We start from the raw sequence: 19,087 nt of genomic DNA on the forward strand, positions 1-19,087 counted from the left end.
AATCAAGGCCCCGGGTTCGGATTGTCAGGCAGGGGCGGAATCGCGCGCAGGTATTCGTAGATCGCGGTCAGCTCCTCGTTGGTCTTCTTGCTGAAGGCGGGCCAGGGCATGACCTGCAGGATCTCGCCCGGCGGGTCATTCGGATTGTGGCCGGTGCGCAGGGTCTGGATGAACTGGGCGAGCGTCAGGCCGGCTGGCTTGCCGGCATTGTCCGGTGTCAGGTTGGGCGCCTTGATGAACGGGCCGAACATGCGGCCGCCGGACAGGTATTGGGCGGTATTGATCATCTCGGGCTGTCCTTTAAATGGATCGCCGCCCGGCGCGTAGCTGGGGTGGCTGTGGCAGTCGATGCAGCCGCTGGAATTGACGATGTAGCTGCCCAGGCCAACCATGGCCCGGTTTTTCCCCATCATGTCCAGCTTGACGCCTTTCGGCACGATTTCGTAGCCGCGGCGGATGCGGCTTTCACTTCCACTGTCATGGTTGTCGTCGGCGAAGGCGGGTAAGGCAGTTGCGGCGACGGCGGCGCAGATCATCCAGGCGGCGCGACGCGGCATTAAGGAAGTAGTCATGTGTGAGTCCCCTTATTGAAGCTATTGTTCATTCGTCAACTGGCGAACCAATCAAGTATAGGTAGCGCGCCGCGTCTTTCAAGGTGATTCGATTTATCATATTGCCGAATTGCTATGTTCAATTCAGGGGAACAGGATGTCGCACATCTGATTCGGTTCCATGATTCGGTTCCTGATTCGGTTCCAGGTCTGTCATTCTGATTCGGTTCCTGATTCGGTTCCAGGTCTGTCATTCGGACACCTAGCGCTCGCATTTGATGAATCTCAAGGTCAGGATTCGCCCAATTTCTCGTATTGATATTTATCAAAGAGTTGGATTGCAGGTCCAAATGACAGACCTGGTACTGGCTCCTGGTACTGGCTCCTGTGGTACTGGCTCCTGGTACTTTTGGGCCTCCATCCTATGATTTGCTTTTTGCATAAGGACAATGTTAATCTTCATTTAATAACATCCATCTTTTTAAATATGAAAATGAAGTCGAACATTTCTTTTAAAACCGTTGCGGTTCTGATCGGTGCGGTTGCATGGATCACGGCCACCCAGGCAAGGGCGGAAACCCCTTCAGCTCTCAGCGACGAATTTAAATCAGGGAGCCTGAAGCTGGAATACAGCGTATTCGGAAAGGGTTACACGGGAGCGGACGACCTAAAGCGCATGTACGAAGAGAAGAAATGGGAAGAGCTGGTGAATAGCGTTGTCTCCAAGCGCTTCGTGATCAATACATACTATTTCTACTTGGGAGCAGCGGCGGAAGGATTGGGGTATCCGGTGGCTGCCTACAAATACTTTGAGTTGGCTGCGAAAACTCCGGAAAAATGCGCCGATTACCAGACCTGGACCGATACCTGCGTCGGATTCAAGTTTCCGAACGATGCGGTGACAAGAATGGCTGGGTTGTCTGGAGCGATGGGGGAAGAGCAAAACTGGCTTCCTGGTGAAGGTCCAAGAGTCTTTGATCTGGTAGGGCTGGTGCCGACGCCAATTGAAGACCTTCTCAAACCAAAGCCTGAGCGTTCGACAGTTCGCGACAAGTTTGAAACGGATGACGAGTATAAAGCGCGGGTCGACAAGATCAAAAAGGGCTTCCTTGCTGTAGCGCCGTTGAATGCCAAGAGCAACTACAACTGCCAGACCTCATACGATCATGCTGCGGGCGAGTACAAGATCTCTGCATGTCTTGCGCTGGTTGGCGGAGTGCCTTTGCGGGAGAAACATTCCGAATTGTCCCCAATTCGTTTATCGAATGCGATTACCAGCCGCGACATCAGGCGTGACGAAAGTGAGGACTATTTTTACGCGGGCAGCTATGTCTGGAACCAGACAATCAAAGTATCCAGGGACGAGGCCAAGACTCTTGAGAATGAGCTAATTGTGGGCATTTATTCGGACGATTTCCTGGTGACCCGCAAATGCCGCTATTGTGAATCTACCCGGAAGAATGATGCGTTTTTAAAGGGCAGTATGACGGATACCTGGATGGTTATTGTGAGACCAACCAAGGTTCAGAGAATCGTCGTCTATCGCGCAGCGGATTCGCGGGTGCTTTATAGCTTCACGCCGAAGAGTTGATAAGCGGCCCGGACCGGCGCGGCCGCTATCGTCACATTTGAGTGGCTTTCTTCAGCATTTCCTTAGCGTTGGTATTGCTTGGTTCGAGTTCAATCGCGCGCCGGTAGGCTGAGGCGGAACTGGCGTTGTCGCCCGCCATCAGGTACAGCTCGCCTAGTGAGTCGTACAGGTTGCCGTCTTGGGGAAAGACGGCGATGGCGCGTTTGAGGATAGCGATGCCGGTTGCTCCTCGGCCCGCTTCCGCGTATTGATAGGCCAGCCGATTCAGTCCATCACCGTTTTCGGGCCTGCCACTGCGGTCCATCAGGGCATCGAAACGCGCGAGCGCATTGTCGTCGCCCACGCGGCGGACTTCATCGGCCAGCAGGTCTTGTAATGCCGGCTTGGGCGGAGCGACAGGCATGCCATACATCGCATCAGTGAAATCGCTGCGCATACGGTAAATCTCCGGGCCCTTGTTGCCATTGCCTTCGTTGAGGAAGATCACCACCAGCTTGCCTTCTTCCGGATAGCGCGTGACCAGCGTACGGAAGCCATTGCCGTTGCCGCCGTGTTCATGCACCAGGCGCCGTTTGCCGGCGATGGTACGCGTTCCGATCATCCAGCCGTAGCCGTAGCCAAGGTCTCCCCACACGTCGTCCTTGATGTAAGGAGTGAACATCTTGCGTTTCGATTCGGGTTTGAGCAGCTTGTCTCCGGCCAGGGCGCGATCGAGCTTGAAGAAGTCGCCCGTGGTGCTTGCCACGCCGCCTCCGGCGCCGATGTTGGGAATCCAGAGCGGATCGGCGGGACGATATTCGCCCAGCGCACGCACATAGCCAAAAGCCCTGCGCGCAATAATGCGGTCCGGCGCGTCATATGCTGTGCGCTGCATGCCGAGGGGGCGCAGGACCATGCTGTCCAGTGCTTCACTGAAAGTCTTGCCGGTCTGCTTTTCGATCACCCAGCCGAGCAATGTGTAGTTGGAGCTGCTGTAATGGGCCTGGCTGCCCGGTTCGAATTCCAAAGGGCGGTTCATGATGGCGATGAAGTCGGCCTTCGGTACTTTTTCGCCAAGCCGGTTGGCCCAGAAACCCGGGAAGTTCGCGTAGTCCACGATGCCGGAAGTGTGGTTAAGCAGTTGGTGCAGGGTGACGCGCTGCCCAATCTCCCGGTTCAATTCCGGCACGTATTTGCCGATCGGGTCATCCAGCCGCAGCTTGCCTTGCTCGGCCAGCTGCATGACCAGCGTGGCAGTAAATTGCTTGGTCAAGGACGCGACGCGAAATGCCGTATCGGTCGTGTTAGGAATTTGCCACTCGCGATTGGCAAGGCCGAAGGCGCGGTGGTAAATCACCTTGCCATGGTCGGCGACGAGTACTGAGCCATCAAGCTGGCCCAGCGCGTGGTATTGCTTGGCAATGCGGTCGATGTCGGCGATGTGGTCGGCCTTGACCGGCAGCGCGAGTACCAGTGCGAGGACGAGGCAAGCGAACTTCATTGGGCAACCTTGCGCGCCTGTTCGAGCAGCGGCATTGGATCGGCGACGTTGAAGGCGCCTGACTGCTGCGCGAACTCGCGCAGGGTCGGAATATGGCCTGCCCCGTAAATCACCAGTACGCGATCGCCAGGCTTGTCGGCGAGCGTCACCAGCTTGGAGAAGATCTTCAGGTTGCGGCCGTACCAGTTGGCGACCCAATTTGGTCCGGGGAAATTGTCGCCTTCGCTCAGCATGGCAAAATCGAAATAGCGGCGGTGGCTGTCCGCCAGCGCCTGCGGCGAGTTATATTCGGCCAGCCAATCGCCGACGCTTGTTTTCAACAGGCGCTGGCCATCGGCCAGCGAGCGGGCGGAATCGCGGATGCGCTCGAGCAGCGGGCCCCGTCCGTTCTGTTTGGCCCAGGTCTCGTAATCGAAATCTTCAATGCGGCCCGGCGGCATCTTGTTCCAGTCGATGGCGTAGATATCGGGCAGCTTGGCTGCGGCAGCGATGCGCATGCCCAGTTGGTCGGCTTCTTCGCTGGTCAGGGTGTAATTCCCGGTCAGGTAGGCGTGGTAGTTGGCGCTCAGTTTGTCTTGCTTGTCGCGCGAGACTTCCACCGCGACCTTGGTAGGGCGGAAGGCCAGCAAGACCGTAGCCACCTGTTCGATTTCTGCCTGGCGCTGCCGCGACAGGACTTCCGGTACTTTGGTGTTGCTCACGTCGCGGAAATGGTTGGCGAAGTGTGGTGTGCCGATCAGCAGCAGGGTGGGGCGGTTGGATTCTGTGCGATCACGCAACAGTTCGGGTTCGGCCGCAAAAGCATGGACGGCCGCGAGCAGCAAGGCCAGCGCAGAGGCAGGCTTGGCAAAGCATGTGAGCATTTGATGGTCCTTTTTCGTGCTTGTGCTTCCCGGCACCATTGCGGGGATGCCGAAGAATATTAGCAGAATGAACATAAGCATTTTTGCTTTTGCAGTGGAATCAGTTATTCTTCAAGATATCCATAAGATCCAATCCGGAGCATTTTCAGAATGATTACAAAAGAAGAGCGGGTGGTGTACGGCACCGAAGACCTGCTGACGACTCTTTGCTCGTCCGTTACCCGCGTGTTGAACGTGGCGTCGCAAAGCCGGATTACCTACTCGGCCATGGTCCAGCGCATCACCAAGGTGGGGCTGAAGCCCGATATCGGCTGCTTCGTGCTGTTCGACGGCGGCTTTACCGGCTTGGTGGTGCTGAACTTCTCGGCCGAGGCGGCGATGGAGATCTATGAACGTTATATGCTCAGCATGGGCATGCCGAAGTCGGAGCTGGCCAGCTCCTTCACTTCGGACGAGGTGGCGAACATCATGGGCGAGCTGATGAACCAGATCGTCGGCGACTTCACCGGCAAGGTGCGCAGCGAGCTGCAGACCAACATCACCCAGAATCAGCCAAAGATGCTGGTGCTGAACAAGCAGGTAACGCTGAGCGTAGACACGCCGCTGGACCGTCCTGAGATGCGCCGCGTGTCCTTCTTCACCGAGCGTAACAACATCTTCTACCTCGAGCTGGCGATTGATCGGACCGAGTTTATTAAGTTGCATGATTTCGAGAAGAGCGAGGTCGAGGATCCCGATACGCTGCTGGAGCGCGAGCAGGCCGCCAAGCAGGATGCGGCGCCAGCTGCCGCGATCTCGTCCGACGACGCTGACGAACTTTTGAAGTCCCTTGGCATGTGATCTAAAATAGGCTTTGCAAACAGCTGACCGGCAGTTATAATATTGCCTCTTTTCCCTGATAGCTCAGTCGGTAGAGCGACGGACTGTTAATCCGCAGGTCCCTGGTTCGAGTCCAGGTCGGGGAGCCAGAATACAAGAAGCCCAGCCTTGAAAGGTTGGGCTTTTTTCTTTCCGACATGTGATATCGTGATCCCACGCATGAGGTAGCGACGCGAACTTGATATCGGGGATCTCCAATGATCAGATATGCCGGAGCACTAAGAAAGCTGGACTTCAAGTGGTCAGTTCTTCTTGCGATGGTGTGCCTCGATACCATGTGGATGCTTGCCAAAGGGTGGACTCTGCGGCCGGAGAGCCTGGTCGGCACCGCACTGCTTGCGACTGTCGCTTCAGCGCCACTTGCGTTCAAGCGCTACAGGGATGACGAACTGCTTTTCAATCTCTGCGAATCAGTGACGTTTTCTCTGATAATCGCGCGGGCGGCTGCCATCTTCAGTTATTTGGCTATCTCGGCGAACTTTCCGCTGATCGATCAAACGCTTGCGGACCTGGATCACATTCTGGCGTTTGATTGGGCGGACTATTATCGATGGTCTACCGCTCATCCGGCTTTCGATCGCTTGCTTGTTTTGGCGTACGGAAGCCTGACGGTGCAATCGTGGCTGGTCGTCCTTTATCTCTGCTTGACAAAGCGCAGGCCGAGGATCCAGGAATTTCTGGGATTGACCGCTTCTCTGCTCGCGATTTCCGTGCTGTTGTCGATATTTGTTCCCGCGGCAGGTGCGCCGAAATTTTATGCCTCAACAGTTCATGTGGATGCTTCCGGCTGGTCTCACTTCGAGTTGCTAAGATCGGGCGCGCTGACCAATATCGACCTGGAGTCGATGCAGGGGCTGGTATCGATGCCCTCGGTTCATACCGTCATGGCGATCTTGCTTTGCTGGGCGGTACGCAAAACGCCCTTGGTAATTGTTATTATCCCGACCAATATTCTGCTGCTGCTTTCCACGCCGGTGGTCGGCGGCCATTACATCGCCGATGTTCTCGCCGGGGCACTGATTACGGCGGCCGCGATCAGCTTCAGGCAGTTTTGGTGTCGAAAAACTTTACAGTCGCACGAGCAACGTTTATATCTCTTTGGATAAGCTATTGATCTGGTTCATCTTTTTATAATGTTGGGAAATTGGCACGAAACTTGCAGTATGCTACGTTCCAAAATTATAACTAGGTAAAACTTGATGAAAGTTCAAAACGTAATTCGCACTATTGGTTTCGCTGCAGCATTTGCATTCGCTGGTTTGGCTAACGCAGCCGTGTTCACGGTTGATGCGAAGGTCAACAGCATTTCCGACGGTGAGGCGCTGGACACCGGCATTACCCTGCAAGCCGGCCAGCATCTGTCGATCTCGGTCGACCCGACCCTGACCTGGAACTTCAGCTTCGGCGCTGCTGGCTATGACACCAACGCCAACGGAGCCGCTGGCTGGGGCATGGGCGTGCAGAATCCTGATGGCAGCGGCTTTACTGCGAACATTGGTGAGCTGGTGGGCCAGATCGGCACCGGTACTGCGGACGCGGGCAATTTCTTTATTGTTGGCACCAGCTTTGACGGCTACGCCAACAAGAGCGGCAAACTGAACCTGTTCTACTGGGATTCGGACGCATGGAATAACGTCGGCGCCGTTGCTGCTGACGTTCAGGTACCAGAACCTGCTTCGATGGCACTGTTCGGCCTGGGCCTGCTGGCGCTGGCACGCTTCCGCCGCCGCGCATAATTCGAGCGCTGAAAGCCTTTGAAAAGCCCCACCTGCGCTAAGCGCGGTGGGGCTTTTTGCATTTGCCCTTTCAGTACGGGATTCCCGCAAGATTTTTGATTTCCAAAATGCTAATCTGCGGCGAGTGGAATTCCTGACAAGATTGAAAGGGAGAAAATGCAGCGGGATAATGCAGTTGTAGCAGTGTTTGCCGTTTTAACGTTGGCGCTTCAAGGCTGCGGCGGAGGAGGCGGTGGAAGTGGGAGCAGCACGACGGCGGCCGCGCAAATGCCGCCGGCAGAAGGCGCGTACTACGGAACCTTGTCCGATGGTCGTCAGCATTACACACTGGTCCTGGAAAACGGCCAGCTCTATGCGCTTTACGGCAGCACCAGCAACGGCATTTTCGGCGTCTCCGGTTTCTTGCAGGGCAATGGCAGCTCCAGTAACGGCAGTTATTCGGCATCGGACGTGAAGGATGCGTCGGCCTCCAATCCGGTATTGCAGTCTGGCTCGCTTAGCGCTACCTATACGGCGGGAAGCAGCTTTAACGGGACGCTGAGCGAGGGCAGCACAAGCGTTACCTTAACCGGAACCGGTCTTGGCGCGGCCATTTACAATTACAGTTCGCCAGCCAGCCTGGCGGCGGTCTCCGGCACCTGGAACATGACGTCGCTGCGCGGCTATCCGGTAACGATGAATATCGCGGCTTCCGGCACATTCACGGCCACGTCCAGCGGCTGTGCGTTCAGCGGCACGGTCAAACCGCGCAGCTCCGGCAAAAACGTGCTGGACGTGGCGCTGACCTACGGCGCCTCGCCCTGCATCCTGGCTGGACAATCGCTGAGCGGGATCGCGATCAGCTACGCCTTGCCCAATGGGCAGCAGCAGCTTGCGATGACCCTGCTCGATCAGGCCCGCGTCAATTCGTCCGCCTTCGTTGGCATCCGTTAAACAAGGAGTGGGAACATGCAGTGTGCCTTGAAATATTCCATGTTTGCCCTTGGCCTGATCGGTTCTGTCCTTGCTTCGGCAGCGGACCAGCATGCGCCGATCGCGGCCCCAGTCGTGGTGGTTGGGGACAGCTGGACTTTCCAATACACCGATGTCTGGAAAAACGAGCCGGGCAGCTTGAGGCAGGTGGAAGTCACAGCAATCAACGACAGCGGCATCGAGGCAGACTACAAGCGCGTCGACACAGGCGAAGTGTTCTCACACCAGCGCTTCAGCCGCGAAATGAATCCGTTCGATCGCGGTTCGAAGCACTTTGCGCCGGCATTCACCCGCTACGCATTCCCGCTCGAAGCGGGTAAGACGTGGAGCAGCGAAGCCACCGCCGATAATCCCACGACGGGCAAGCACTTCCGCTACCAGATCGAAGGGAAGGCGCTGGGCTGGGAGAAAATCAAGGTGCAGGCCGGTGAGTTCGACGCGATGAAGATTGAGATCACGGCCTATTACCAGAACGACGAAATTGCCAGGAATCGCGGCTCCGCCAAATCGACCGAGACGGTCTGGTATGCGCCCGCCGTCAAGAATTACGTCAAGCTGGAATACCAGGATACGGACCGCAACGGGCGCGTCGCCAATCGCGACATGTGGGAGCTGACCGCCTACGCCAGCAAATGAAGCTGCGTTTCCTAGCCCTTGCTGCGGGCCTGTTCATTCATTTCCAGGCTTTCGCGGCTAGCGATTGCAGCGATGTATTCCTCAATCCACAAAACAAATATGCGCACAACACCGCCAGGCCGGCCCCTACGCCATTCCCGCTGAAGCAGGGACCGGCGCTGGGCGACGTAAGCTACAAGCTGCGCGACGACCCCAATACCTATACGCTGGAACAATACCTGGGCAAATTCTGCACGACGGGGTTTCTCGTCCTGAAAGACGACCAGATCGTCTTTGAGCGCTATTTACAGGGGCGTAAGCCGAATGACGGACTGCTTTCGGCGTCGATGTCAAAGACCGTGCTTGGCCTACTGATGGGAATCGCGCTCAAGGAAGGCAAGCTTTCACTGGACGAACGCATCTCGTCGGTGCTGCCCGATTTCAAGGACAGCGCATTTGCCGATGACACGATCGAAGACTTGTTGCGCATGTCTTCGGGCGCTGCCTTGTTTAATTCTTTTGAGCCTGGCGCGGATTCCGATAATCGGGCGGTGAACCCGATCATCAATCCTCGGCAAAGCATGCGCGATTACCTGAGCGCGAAGAAGGAAAAGGCCGCCGCGCCAGGTACCGTGTTCAAGTACAACGGCGCGCAAACTGCCGTGCTCGGGCTGGCGCTTTCGCAGCGCTTGAACAGAATGCCGCTGACAGCCTATCTCGAAGAGAAGCTGTGGATTCCCATGGGTGCGGAAGCCCAAGGGCACTGGATCAAGAACAATCATGGGGAAGAGGGCGTGCAAGGGCAGTTTGTGGCGACGCTGCACGATTATGCGCGCCTGGGATACCTGGTGATGAACCAGGGCCGCATCGACGGCAAGGAAGTGGTGCCCGCCGAGTGGATCGGCAAAATGACTGAACTGCGCCGCGACAAACCGCAGCCCGGCAAGCCGCCATACTATGGACTGCAGGTATGGATCCCTCAGGCTGCCGGGGCCGTTCCTTTTTCTGGGGAGTCAACGGCCAGAATATCTTTGTCGATCCTGTCGCGCGGGTTGTAATTGTCCACACCGGGAATAGCCCGAACGCGGAATTCGACGGTAACCGGCACCTGTTCGCCTTGCGCGACGCTATTGTGCGCAGGCTGGCCGCGCCGCATAATTGAAGCACTGGACGGATGGCACCGCGCAGGGGTATGCTTTTGCCGCTTTTGCGTAGGAGGATGTCATGGCAAAAAAGAAAGAAGAACTCGATCCGGAAACCCTGGAACTGATCCAGTGGTGTATCGAGGTGGAAGGCTTCCTGGTCAAGGGAGGCGCCACGGTTGAAGAAGCGCAGGACCACATCGAAGAGCAGATCGAATGGTTCACGGACTTGTTCTATGACGGCTTGACGCCGGAAGAAGCGGCCAAGGAAGCCTTGGCCTGACGCGGATTCGCGCCTTCCAGGCGCGGTTTCGTCGCAAAATGGTTGCATGGCAGGCGCCCGTAGGGCGAAAATGCTTGCCATGCAGACAATCCCTTCTCACTCATCGTTTCCTTTCCGACGCCTTGCCGTTGATGGCATGTATGTCGTGGCGTTCAATTTCCTGTGCGCGGTCCTGGTGACCTATGTGTTCGGCGTAGGGCGCTTTTTCGGGCCGAATTTGCTGGCGTCCATGTGCATCGGCCTCACTACCTGGCTGCTGGTCGACATCGCGCGCTTCCTTCTCTGGGGGCAGCAAAAAGTCAGGTGGCTGTATTTCCTGCCGGTGCTTGCCATGGCAGTGATTGGCGGTCTCTTCATCGGCACACAACTGGCGTCAATGCTGATGGGGACCGAGATCGACATGCGACGCCACTTGCGAGGGCAGAGCGGCTTCAGCTCCATCGTGTTCACCGTATTCGCGACAGGCGCCGTGACGCTGTTCTTTTCCAGCCGCGACAGGCTGTCGCAGGCGCGCGCCGAAGCGGCCATGGAGAAGGCGCGGGCCGAGGCGGTCGAGCGCCAGGCGCTGCAAGCGCAGTTGCAACGGCTGCAGGCGCAGATCGAGCCGCATATGCTGTTCAACACCCTGGCCAATTTGCAGGGTCTGATCGCCATCGATCCGGCGCGCGCGCAAACCATGCTGGACCAGTTGATTACCTACCTGCGGGCGACCCTGAGCGCGGCGCGTGCCGAGCGCACTACGCTGGCGCAGGAATTTGCGCTGCTGGAGGCATACCTCGGGCTGATGTCGGTGCGCATGGGCGCGCGGCTTAGCTTTGCGCTGGATCTGCCGGATGCTTTGCGCGGCACCGAACTGCCGCCCATGCTCTTGCAGCCGCTGGTTGAGAATGCGATTGCCCATGGCGTCGAGCCGAACGTGGCCGGCGGCCATATCCAGGTGACTGCGCGCGCTGCCGGCAATGGCTTCGAATTGCTGGTCTCCGATACCGGGCGCGGCCTCGATGCTGGACCGGGAAAGCCTGGCACCGGACTGGGGCTGGCCAATGTGCGCGAGCGCCTGCAAGCCTTGTACGGCGGGCGCGCTTCCCTTTCTCTTGAAGCTGCGCCGCAGGGCGCAATTGCACGAATTCTCCTGTCATGATTACTGCACTGATTGCTGAAGACGAACCAATCCTGGCTGCGACACTGGCGGCAGCGCTGCAGCGCCAGTGGCCGGAACTGTCTATCGTGGCCTCCTGTGCCAACGGTATCGAAGCGCTGGCGCAGGCTGCGGCCTTGCAGCCGCAAGTGCTCTTCCTCGATATCAAGATGCCCGGCAAGTCCGGGCTGGAAGTGGCGGAAGAATTGGCCGATGCCTGGACTGGGCCGGCGCCTTTCCCGCAAACGGTATTTGTGACGGCCTACGATGAATTTGCGGTGCAGGCGTTCGAGCGGGAGGCAGCCGACTATGTGCTGAAGCCTGTCAGCGACGACCGTCTGGCGCGCACCGTGGCGCGCTTGCGCCAGCGCTTGCAGGACAAACCGGCCGGCGGACTGGAGGTGCTGGCGGCGCAATTGCGGGCGCTGGGCGTGCCGATGGCGGCGCAGCGCCTGGGCGTGATCCGCGCGGCGGTGGGCAACCAGGTGCGCATGGTGCCGGTGTCGGATGTGGTCTACTTTGAGGCGGCGGACAAGTATGTGAATGTGGTGACTGCCGATAGCGAGGTACTGATCCGCATGAGCCTCAAGGAACTGTTGCCGCAGCTGGATGATCAGGTATTCTGGCAAGTGCATCGCGGCACCATCGTCAATTCTTCCTGCGTGCTGAGCGCTGTGCGGGAGGAGGGCAGCAAGATGTCGCTGGCCTTGCGCGGGCGCCCTGAGAAGCTGCGCGTTTCCCCGCTGTACGCGCACCTGTTCCGGCAGATGTGACTCAAAAGCCGCGCTGGATGCTGGCCAGGGCCAGGTCCTTGGCATAGCGGCCTGCCGTGCCTTCGAAATGGCGGTAGCTCGCCGACAGCAGCCAAGGGCTGGCTTTCCAGCTTGCGGAGAATGTGGCGATGCGGCTGCCGGGCATGTAGCCATCATGGGGCTGCCATAGCACGTCGGCGGAAACTTCAACATCATCAAAGTACTGCGAGGCGCGCAGCAGGCGGTTGTGCTGCTGGCCAGGCATGGCGCTGCGATCGGTCCAGGCTTCGCCCAGCACCGAGAACTTGCTTTCCGTGGTCCAGGTGAAGCCGGCCAGCGCCTTGCCGCCGCGAGCGGGGCGCTGTTGCCATAGCAGTGAAGCGTGCAATTCGATGCCGTCGCTGGCCACTTGCGAAAAGGAGGCGCCGGCTTCGATGCCATTGCGCCTGGAGAGGCGCAGCACGGCATATTCGTCACGCGAACCGCGCTGGATGTATTGGCGGATCGCGATGGCTTCGTCGTCTTTCTGCGCAATCGCGCTGGCCGCCTCGCCGCGGCCCGGGTTGGCCCAGACGACGGTGGTGGCGCTGTCGGCAGCGAAATGTTCCCAGGCCAGCATGGGAACGCCTTCCAGCGCCAGGGGATTGACGGCGCGCCGGTCTTCGCGCTGCACCACGTCCAGCGGGCGGAAGGCGTAGCCAACGTCCCAGCTCATGACTTTTTTTCCTGCGCTGAAGAAGCCGCCCGCCAGCGCCCGGTCGTAGGTCAGTTCGTTCAAACGGAGGCGGACCTCACTACCATCAACATGCGTTGCAGTCAGCACGCTGCGTAGCGGCGCATCCTGCAAACGGAGTTCGCCCGCTTGCAGCGCTTGGGTTCCGAATTGGCCGCGCACATTGGCGATCACTTCGGCAGCACGTGCCGCGGCCGGCGTGCCCGCTGCCAACGACAGCGTGAGCGCCAGCACCGCGCGGTGCGGATCAGGGCGCGGCATCGGAGCGGACCAGGTACATTGGATTGAACAACTCATCGCCGAACTGGCGCGCCCTGCTGCCGGATGTTGTGATCACGGTTTCGCGGCCGTTTGCGATTTCGTCGACCAGCACCATGCGGTCCTGGCTGTAATGCGCTTGCTTGAGCCGCTTGTTGGAGGTGGCGTACAAGTCTGCGTGCAGCGGGCGATAGTCCGCTTTGGCGACCTGCAGCACCACGCGCTGGTAGCTCAAGGTCTTGCGCGTGGCGGCCAGTTCCAGCTCGAGGCAATGCACGCCATCGACGTCGACTTCGCGGACCACGTTGCCGTGGTAGTCGCCGGACCAGGTCAAGGTGGCAATATCGCCGGTGGACGCATCGCCCAGCAGCTTTTGCAATGGCGTGATGCGGATCGGGCGCGCACTGCCAGGCAGCAGCATCCAGAAGTCGTCGCCGGACATCAGCACTTTCTGTCCCGCTTCGCCGGGAGAGCGGAACAATATCAGCGACTTGCCGCCTGCCCGCACCAGCACCTGGTAGCGCTTTTCCTTATCCAGCTTGCCGTCCTTGAAGGTCTGCACCAGCGAGTCCATTTGGGCAGACGCATGGGGCATGCGGTAGGAATCGGCCTTGCGCAGGATGGCATCTACATCGTCGGCCGCGGCGCTGCCGCAGGCCACCGCAAGTGCGGCGGCGATCAGGGTTTTAAACATGGGCGAGAGCCTCCACAACGGGTTGATTGGCTGCCTTGCGGCTGACGAGCAGCGAAGCCAGGGCTGCGAGAAGCGTGACTGCGAGCGCGGCGGCGGCATACATGGCTGGCGAGACTTCAACGACCAGCGGGTAGCCGCCGGTGCGCCCGGGCGGTGGCGGCATCTGGATGCCCAGCACCAGCAAGGCCAGTGCGATGCCGCCGGCCAGCGCCATGCCAAGCAGCGCGCCTCCGCCGCCCAGCACGAGCCCTTCCAGTGTGAACAGGCGAATGATTTCGCCCTGCGTGGTGCCCATAGCGCGCAAGGTGCCGATTTCGCGGGTGCGTTCCAGCACTGCCATCGACAAGGTATTGCTGATGGCGAACAGTACGATCACCAGCACGATCACGCCGAGGAAGCCGAAGATGCGGTTGTACAGACCCTTCACGCTCTGGTAAAAGAGCGCCTGTTCGAGCCAGGTGCGAACTTCCAGTTTGCCCGCGTATTGGGTTTTGAACATGGCGGCCATGGCGTCGCTGTCCTCAAGTTCGTCGAGGTAGACGCTCAGGTAGCTGACTTTATCGGATGCCAGCAACTGCTGCGCGGTCGAAAGTTCGACCATGGCGAGCCGCTTGTCGATGTCGGCGATGCCGCTGCTGACGACGCCCGTTACCGTGACGTCGATTGCGTTAAGGCTGCCGCTGGTGGTGGTGGACATCAGCGTGAGCGAGCTGCCAGGGTGCACGTTGAGGATGTGCGCCAGTCCTTTGCCAAGCACGATGCCAGAGCCGGACGGCGCGCTGCTGCGGCCTTCGGCATCGAGCAGCGTGCCTTCTTCCACTGTCATGAAGGGGCCCTTGACCAGGAACTCCTGGCGCGCATCGACTCCGGTGCCGAGGAAAATCTCGCTCTTGTCGCCGTTGCTGATCAAGCCCGAGAACTGCAGCCGTGGCAGCACGCGCGTCACGCGCGGGTTGGCCAGCAGTTCGCGCGTCAGCTGCTCGCGGCCGGCCAGGCCATGTTCCAGCGGCATATTGTCGTTGCCGTCGAACTGGCCCGGCGCGGCCAGCACCAGGTGGCCGGTATCGCGCGCACTGGCCTGCGCCAGCGCCTGGTAGGTGTACAGGGCAAATCCGCCGCCCAGCAGGGCCGCCGCGGTGCCGGTTGCCGCGATGGCCAACGTGACCAGCGAACGGCGGCGGTTGCGCATGGCGTTGCGGCAGGCCAGCGCGAACCATTTGAAGTCAATGCGCATGGAATGTTCCTTTCAGCACGCCGTCGTCCAGCAGCAGTGCGCGGTCGCAATGCGGCAGCATGCGGTCGTCATGGGTGGCGACCAGGAAAGTGGTGCCGTCGTGGTGGGCCAGGGCGCGCATCAGGCCGACGATCTGCGAGGCGGTCTGCGCGTCGAGGTTGGCGGTCGGTTCGTCGGCGATGACCAGGCGTGGGCGCTTGACGATGGCGCGCGCGATGGCGACGCGCTGGCGCTGGCCGCCGGAGAGCTGGTCCGGCTTGTGCCCGCCCAAGCCCGCAAGGCCCACGCGCTCCAGCGCTTGCAGCACGCGCTGGCGGCGTTCGGCGGCGCTTACGCCAAGCAGGTAAAGCGGATAATCGATGTTGTCGTGCGCCGTCATCACCGGCACCAGGTTGAAACCCTGGAATACGAAGCCGATGGCCTGGCGCCGCAAGCGCGTGCGGCGTGCCTCGTGCTCGGCCGGTAGCGGCTCGCCGTCGAACAGCAGCTCGCCGCCGTCAGGCTTGTCCAGCAGGCCGCACAGGTTGAGCAGGGTGCTCTTGCCGCTGCCCGAAGGCCCTGTGACGGCGGCAATCTCGCCGCGCGCCAGGGCCAGGTCGACCGAATGCAGGGCGCGGATCGTATTGCCGCCCAATGTGTAGGACTTGCTGGCGCCGTGCAGGGACAGCAGCGGTTCGCCGGCGTTCATTGGCCCAGCTCCTTCAGGCGGGCGGCGGCCTTGGCCACTTGCGGCGTGCCGGCCTGGGTGGCGACCGCTTGGCGCAAGTAGCCGATTTCGTCGGCGTTGCGCTTTTCCTCAGATGCGACGCGGGCTGCTGCGGCGAACACGCTGGCGCGCAGGGGCGCTGGCGCCTGGGCCAGTACTTGCGATTCCAAAGCGCCTTGCAGGGCGCGCTTGCCATCGGCGCGTCGGTGCATGAAGTCGGGCAAGGCGAGCAGGGTATTGGCCGCAACCATGCGGGTGAGGATGCTGGCCGGGGCGCCGTCCACCAGCAAGCTGTCGTGCTCGGGCGCCAGCAGGGTGACGGCTTTCTGCACCATGTCTGCGCCTTTTTCCGCGTATTTCATTTTGTCCCAAGGCATCATCGCATCACGGCCGCGCATGGCGATGCCGGCGCCCTGGTAGGCCAGGTACACCGGGTTGCCCGGCTGGCCGGCACTGAGCTTCTCAAAGGCTTCGATGGCGGCATCGCGGGCGGAGGCGTCGCCGCCCGAAGCGGCGGCGAATTGCTGGCGTGCCGCGATGAAGGCCGTATTGTCGGCGGCCGCTGCGGCCAGTGCGCTGCCGCAGGCAAGGGAAATGGCCAGTGCGAGGAAGGTGTGCTTCATGGTGTGCTCCGTAGTCGTTGTTGATGCTGCGAGACTACGGAGCGGGCGCACGAGGCGCCACTGCGATGCGACGAAACCGGCTGGCGGCGGCGCGAAACAGGGCGCAGGCGCCGCCTGGGGCGCTAACTTACATGGTAGACCATGGAAGCGCCGCCTACCGGGGTGCCCTGCGCATCCAGCTGGGCGACGTTGATGGCGTACTGCGCGCCTGCTTCGGCGCCAGCCGGAATGCCGGTCTGCAGGCCCAGTGGGTACAGCATGGCAGCATCCTTCTCCATGTTGATCCTGGCCACCGGCTGCGTGATCTCGACATAGCGTTTTCCGTCGCGCAGCACCACGTCGCCGCCTTCCACCGTGACATTGCCCAGGGTGTGCGTCGGCAGGCAGTCGAAGCGCGAGCCCTTGCTCAGCGTCAGGATCCCGCAGCAGCAGCCGAAGCGGGTCATGACCTTGGTGTCCTGCAGGAAGACCAGGCCGCAGTCCTTTTTCATATCGTCCTGGCCCTGGGTGGGCGTGGGCATCGGGTCGGCCTGGTTGGCGAAGTCGATGGCTGGGAAGGCGGCGCCGTCTTCATCCAGGGAGAGGGTGAGCGGCATGCCGGCCGGCAGGTGGCTGCGGTCGATCACCAGCGACATGCGCGTTTCGCGATTGAAGCGGCTACCCATCACGAAGGGGAAGGTGGCGTGGGCGCCGCCCAGGACGTCGATCACCGACAGGTTGCGCTGGGCCAGGTTGTTGAGGCGTGCGCTGATCGGGCTGCCCGTCAACGGCGCGTTGGCGAAGGCATAGTCGTTATCCGACTTGACCACGGCCAGCAGGCAGGGGTGCCATGGATGGCTGGCTTCCCAGCCGTACAGGGTTTCCGTCTGGCTGGCTTCAATGCGGAACTTCGCCATCACGGTGCCTCCAGCCGGCACGCTGGCAAAGCTGGTGGTGATGCCGGTCGGGCTGACGTGCATGGCGTCGACGTGGGTCCAGTCGGGCGGATAGACGAACTGCAGGCCGACGAAAGGCGTGATGCGCGTGCTGACCGTAACGTTGCGGGCCGTGCGTGCGCCCTTGTTGGTGACACGCACATAGATGTAGTTGGCCTGGCCGCGCTCGACGTTCTTCGACTTCAGCGGGTCGCTGGGCACAAAGACATTGTCGTCGTTGATGCGCACGACGATGTCGGAGAAGTCCCAGAAATTCCCCCCGGTGAAGGGTTCTGCGCCGCTGTCGGCCGGCGCATCCTTGATCATCACGTCGGCTTCGTCAAGGGCGCGGAAGACGTTGATGCGGCCGTAGCCCATCTCCTGGTTCCAGCTGCCGTTGGACTTGCCGGCGGTTTCGGCATAGGCCACCGCGCCGACCTTTTGCGCGGTGCGCTCGATGTGGGCGCGCACCTGCACATTGTCCAGCGTGGGATAGACGCTGCGGATCAGCGCTGCCAGGCCCGCGACGTGCGGCGTGGCGGAAGAGGTGCCGTTGAAGACCAGGTCGTAGTCGCCGGCGTTGTAGCCGCCGGCGCCGTGGATGTCGGTGGTGGGAATGTGCACGCCGGGCGACACCACCGAGATCTGCGGGCCGAAGTTGGAGCCCCAGGGTTCTCCGTCCGGGCTCATTGGCGTCTTGCGGTTGTCGATTTCATCTGAAGCGCCGACGGCGATCACCAGCGGGTTGGTGGCCGGGTAGGTGATGGGACCATTGTAGTTGTGCGTGGCGACGCACATCACCAGGTCATTGTTGAAGGCCGCCTGGATCGCAGGGTCGATAATGGCGTGGCTCCAGCCGTTGAAGCCGAAGCTCATGCTGATGATGCTGGCGCCGTGGGCGGAGGCATAGTTGATGCCGTTCGCCACCTCCACGTCGGTCCAGGCGTCGAAGGCCACCGGCAGGATGCGTGCATCGCCGGCGACCCCGGTAACGCCGGTGCCATTGTTATACGTGGCGGCCACGATGCCGGCGCACGCGGTGCCATGGTTGCCGGTGGGCGAGCCATCGCCGCTCATGGTGCCGAGGTTGATGCCGGGCGCGGCAAAGCGCAGGTCGGGGTGATTCAGGTCGCAGCCCTCGTCGAGCACGCAGATCACGGTGGTGGCGGCGCCGGTGGTGATGTCCCAGCCGGTGGTGCCGGGGCCGCCCGCTTCAATACGCGTCATGTCCCATTGCTGCGGGAACAGGGCGTCGTTGGGTGAGACCGAGGTGGGCGTGAGCAGCGGCATGGTCTCGAACTGGAAATCGGCAATGGGCGTATTCGTCATCTGGCCCAGCCGGTCGCGCAGCTGGTAGGCGTTGATCTCCTTGACGTTGCTGATCTGGAGATAGTGGTGTCCATTCAGGTAGCGCGATTTCTCGGCGATTTCCTGGATTGCAGGTTCGGCTGCGCCTTTGGCCCCCAGGCCTTCCGGCAGCTTGAAGCCGGCGTCGCGCTGGCGCAGCTTGATCAGGGCCACATGGGGCAGGGGCGCCATCAGCCCGCGGCGTCCGCGTTGGCCGGCCTGGTTGTACACGGGGCCGATCCAGTCCAGCCCAAGCTGGGCGCCGGCTTCTTCGATTTTCGCCAGCATGCCATCGTCCAGCGGGCGGCGCGACTGCACGAAGTAGCGGGTCCTGGTGTGGTTCACCCTTTCGCCGGGCACCATGCCTTCATCCGCTTCGTCTTCCAGGAACAGCTCCATGGCGTGCAGGAACTGTTCGACGGCGCTGCGCTCCTTGGGCTGCTTGAGGGAGATCAGGATGCGGGTGTTATCGAGCGCCAGCGTGGCGCCCGAGGCATGGCTCATTTCTTGCGGAAAGTTTTTCATGATGTCTCCTAGCGGGTTCGGGAATCCCCTTTGCAGCGGGGATCAGGCCAG

The 19,087-nt window shown here is 60.6% G+C and carries 19 protein-coding genes and 1 tRNA gene; 11 read left to right on the plus strand and 9 right to left on the minus strand.

Annotated elements, in window-relative coordinates; genetic code table 11:
- Positions 1-2: 2 nt before the first annotated feature.
- Positions 3-572, minus strand: a complete 570-nt coding sequence (locus GM658_RS21135; RefSeq protein WP_155456043.1) for a cytochrome C — start codon at positions 570-572, stop codon at positions 3-5.
- A 466-nt stretch (positions 573-1,038) separates the two neighbouring features.
- Between GM658_RS21135 and GM658_RS21140 the strand changes: the two genes are divergently transcribed.
- Positions 1,039-2,142 (plus strand): hypothetical protein, encoded by a 1,104-nt coding sequence (locus tag GM658_RS21140; RefSeq protein ID WP_170298905.1) that lies wholly within the window; start codon positions 1,039-1,041, stop codon positions 2,140-2,142.
- Between the two features lie 31 nt (positions 2,143-2,173).
- Here the strand turns inward: GM658_RS21140 and GM658_RS21145 are convergent, their stop codons facing one another.
- A complete protein-coding gene (locus GM658_RS21145; protein WP_155456045.1) occupies positions 2,174-3,622 on the minus strand; it encodes a serine hydrolase domain-containing protein in 1,449 nt (482 codons plus the stop codon).
- Positions 3,619-4,485: a DUF5694 domain-containing protein gene (locus GM658_RS21150; protein ID WP_155456046.1), complete on the minus strand. Its 867-nt coding sequence runs from the start codon at positions 4,483-4,485 to the stop codon at positions 3,619-3,621. The genes GM658_RS21145 and GM658_RS21150 overlap by 4 nt, the downstream gene beginning before the upstream one ends.
- A 150-nt stretch (positions 4,486-4,635) precedes the next feature.
- Between GM658_RS21150 and GM658_RS21155 the strand changes: the two genes are divergently transcribed.
- The 10 genes from GM658_RS21155 (at position 4,636) to GM658_RS21200 (ending at position 12,023) form a co-directional block, all read left to right on the plus strand.
- Complete coding sequence (locus GM658_RS21155; protein ID WP_155456047.1) at positions 4,636-5,325, plus strand: DUF3334 family protein; 690 nt, start codon at positions 4,636-4,638, stop codon at positions 5,323-5,325.
- Positions 5,326-5,377: 52 nt separating this feature from the next.
- A tRNA-Asn gene (locus GM658_RS21160) sits at positions 5,378-5,453 on the plus strand.
- Between the two features lie 108 nt (positions 5,454-5,561).
- Positions 5,562-6,470, plus strand: coding sequence for a phosphatase PAP2 family protein (locus tag GM658_RS21165; RefSeq protein ID WP_155456048.1), 909 nt, complete (start codon positions 5,562-5,564; stop codon positions 6,468-6,470).
- A gap of 153 nt (positions 6,471-6,623) precedes the next feature.
- Complete coding sequence (locus tag GM658_RS29395) at positions 6,624-7,100, plus strand: PEP-CTERM sorting domain-containing protein (protein ID WP_229417002.1); 477 nt, start codon at positions 6,624-6,626, stop codon at positions 7,098-7,100.
- 156 nt (positions 7,101-7,256) lie between these two features.
- Complete coding sequence (locus GM658_RS21175; RefSeq protein ID WP_170298906.1) at positions 7,257-8,033, plus strand: hypothetical protein; 777 nt, start codon at positions 7,257-7,259, stop codon at positions 8,031-8,033.
- Between the two features lie 39 nt (positions 8,034-8,072).
- A complete protein-coding gene (locus GM658_RS21180; RefSeq protein WP_155456050.1) occupies positions 8,073-8,708 on the plus strand; it encodes a hypothetical protein in 636 nt (211 codons plus the stop codon).
- Entirely contained in the window at positions 8,705-9,745 is a 1,041-nt protein-coding gene (locus GM658_RS21185; protein ID WP_155456051.1) for a serine hydrolase domain-containing protein, read from the plus strand. Before GM658_RS21180 ends, GM658_RS21185 begins: the two co-directional genes overlap by 4 nt.
- Before the next feature lie 166 nt (positions 9,746-9,911).
- Positions 9,912-10,112 (plus strand): hypothetical protein, encoded by a 201-nt coding sequence (locus GM658_RS21190; RefSeq protein ID WP_155456052.1) that lies wholly within the window; start codon positions 9,912-9,914, stop codon positions 10,110-10,112.
- Positions 10,113-10,248: 136 nt separating this feature from the next.
- Positions 10,249-11,253, plus strand: a complete 1,005-nt coding sequence (locus GM658_RS29810; protein ID WP_371865208.1) for a sensor histidine kinase — start codon at positions 10,249-10,251, stop codon at positions 11,251-11,253.
- Positions 11,250-12,023, plus strand: a complete 774-nt coding sequence (locus GM658_RS21200) for a LytR/AlgR family response regulator transcription factor (protein ID WP_155456054.1) — start codon at positions 11,250-11,252, stop codon at positions 12,021-12,023. Before GM658_RS29810 ends, GM658_RS21200 begins: the two co-directional genes overlap by 4 nt.
- Before the next feature lies 1 nt (position 12,024).
- Here GM658_RS21200 and GM658_RS21205 read toward each other — a convergent pair whose 3' ends face one another.
- The 6 genes from GM658_RS21205 to GM658_RS21230 all read right to left on the minus strand — a co-directional run bounded on the left by GM658_RS21205 (position 12,025) and on the right by GM658_RS21230 (position 19,036).
- Positions 12,025-12,996 carry a hypothetical protein gene (locus GM658_RS21205; RefSeq protein ID WP_155456055.1) on the minus strand — a complete coding sequence of 324 codons (972 nt, stop codon included), beginning with the start codon at positions 12,994-12,996 and terminating at the stop codon, positions 12,025-12,027.
- Entirely contained in the window at positions 12,983-13,687 is a 705-nt protein-coding gene (locus tag GM658_RS21210) for an outer membrane lipoprotein-sorting protein (RefSeq protein ID WP_155456056.1), read from the minus strand. The genes GM658_RS21205 and GM658_RS21210 overlap by 14 nt, the downstream gene beginning before the upstream one ends.
- On the minus strand, positions 13,680-14,921 hold the full coding sequence (locus tag GM658_RS21215) for an ABC transporter permease (protein WP_155456057.1): 1,242 nt from the start codon (positions 14,919-14,921) through the stop codon (positions 13,680-13,682). Before GM658_RS21215 ends, GM658_RS21210 begins: the two co-directional genes overlap by 8 nt.
- On the minus strand, positions 14,911-15,609 hold the full coding sequence (locus tag GM658_RS21220; protein ID WP_155456058.1) for an ABC transporter ATP-binding protein: 699 nt from the start codon (positions 15,607-15,609) through the stop codon (positions 14,911-14,913). Before GM658_RS21220 ends, GM658_RS21215 begins: the two co-directional genes overlap by 11 nt.
- Positions 15,606-16,250 carry a hypothetical protein gene (locus tag GM658_RS21225; RefSeq protein WP_155456059.1) on the minus strand — a complete coding sequence of 215 codons (645 nt, stop codon included), beginning with the start codon at positions 16,248-16,250 and terminating at the stop codon, positions 15,606-15,608. Before GM658_RS21225 ends, GM658_RS21220 begins: the two co-directional genes overlap by 4 nt.
- Before the next feature lie 122 nt (positions 16,251-16,372).
- Positions 16,373-19,036, minus strand: a complete 2,664-nt coding sequence (locus tag GM658_RS21230; RefSeq protein WP_155456060.1) for a S8 family serine peptidase — start codon at positions 19,034-19,036, stop codon at positions 16,373-16,375.
- Between the last annotated feature and the right edge of the window lie 51 nt (positions 19,037-19,087).

Source organism: Massilia eburnea (assembly GCF_009720745.1).
GTDB lineage: Bacteria > Pseudomonadota > Gammaproteobacteria > Burkholderiales > Burkholderiaceae_D > Rugamonas > Rugamonas eburnea.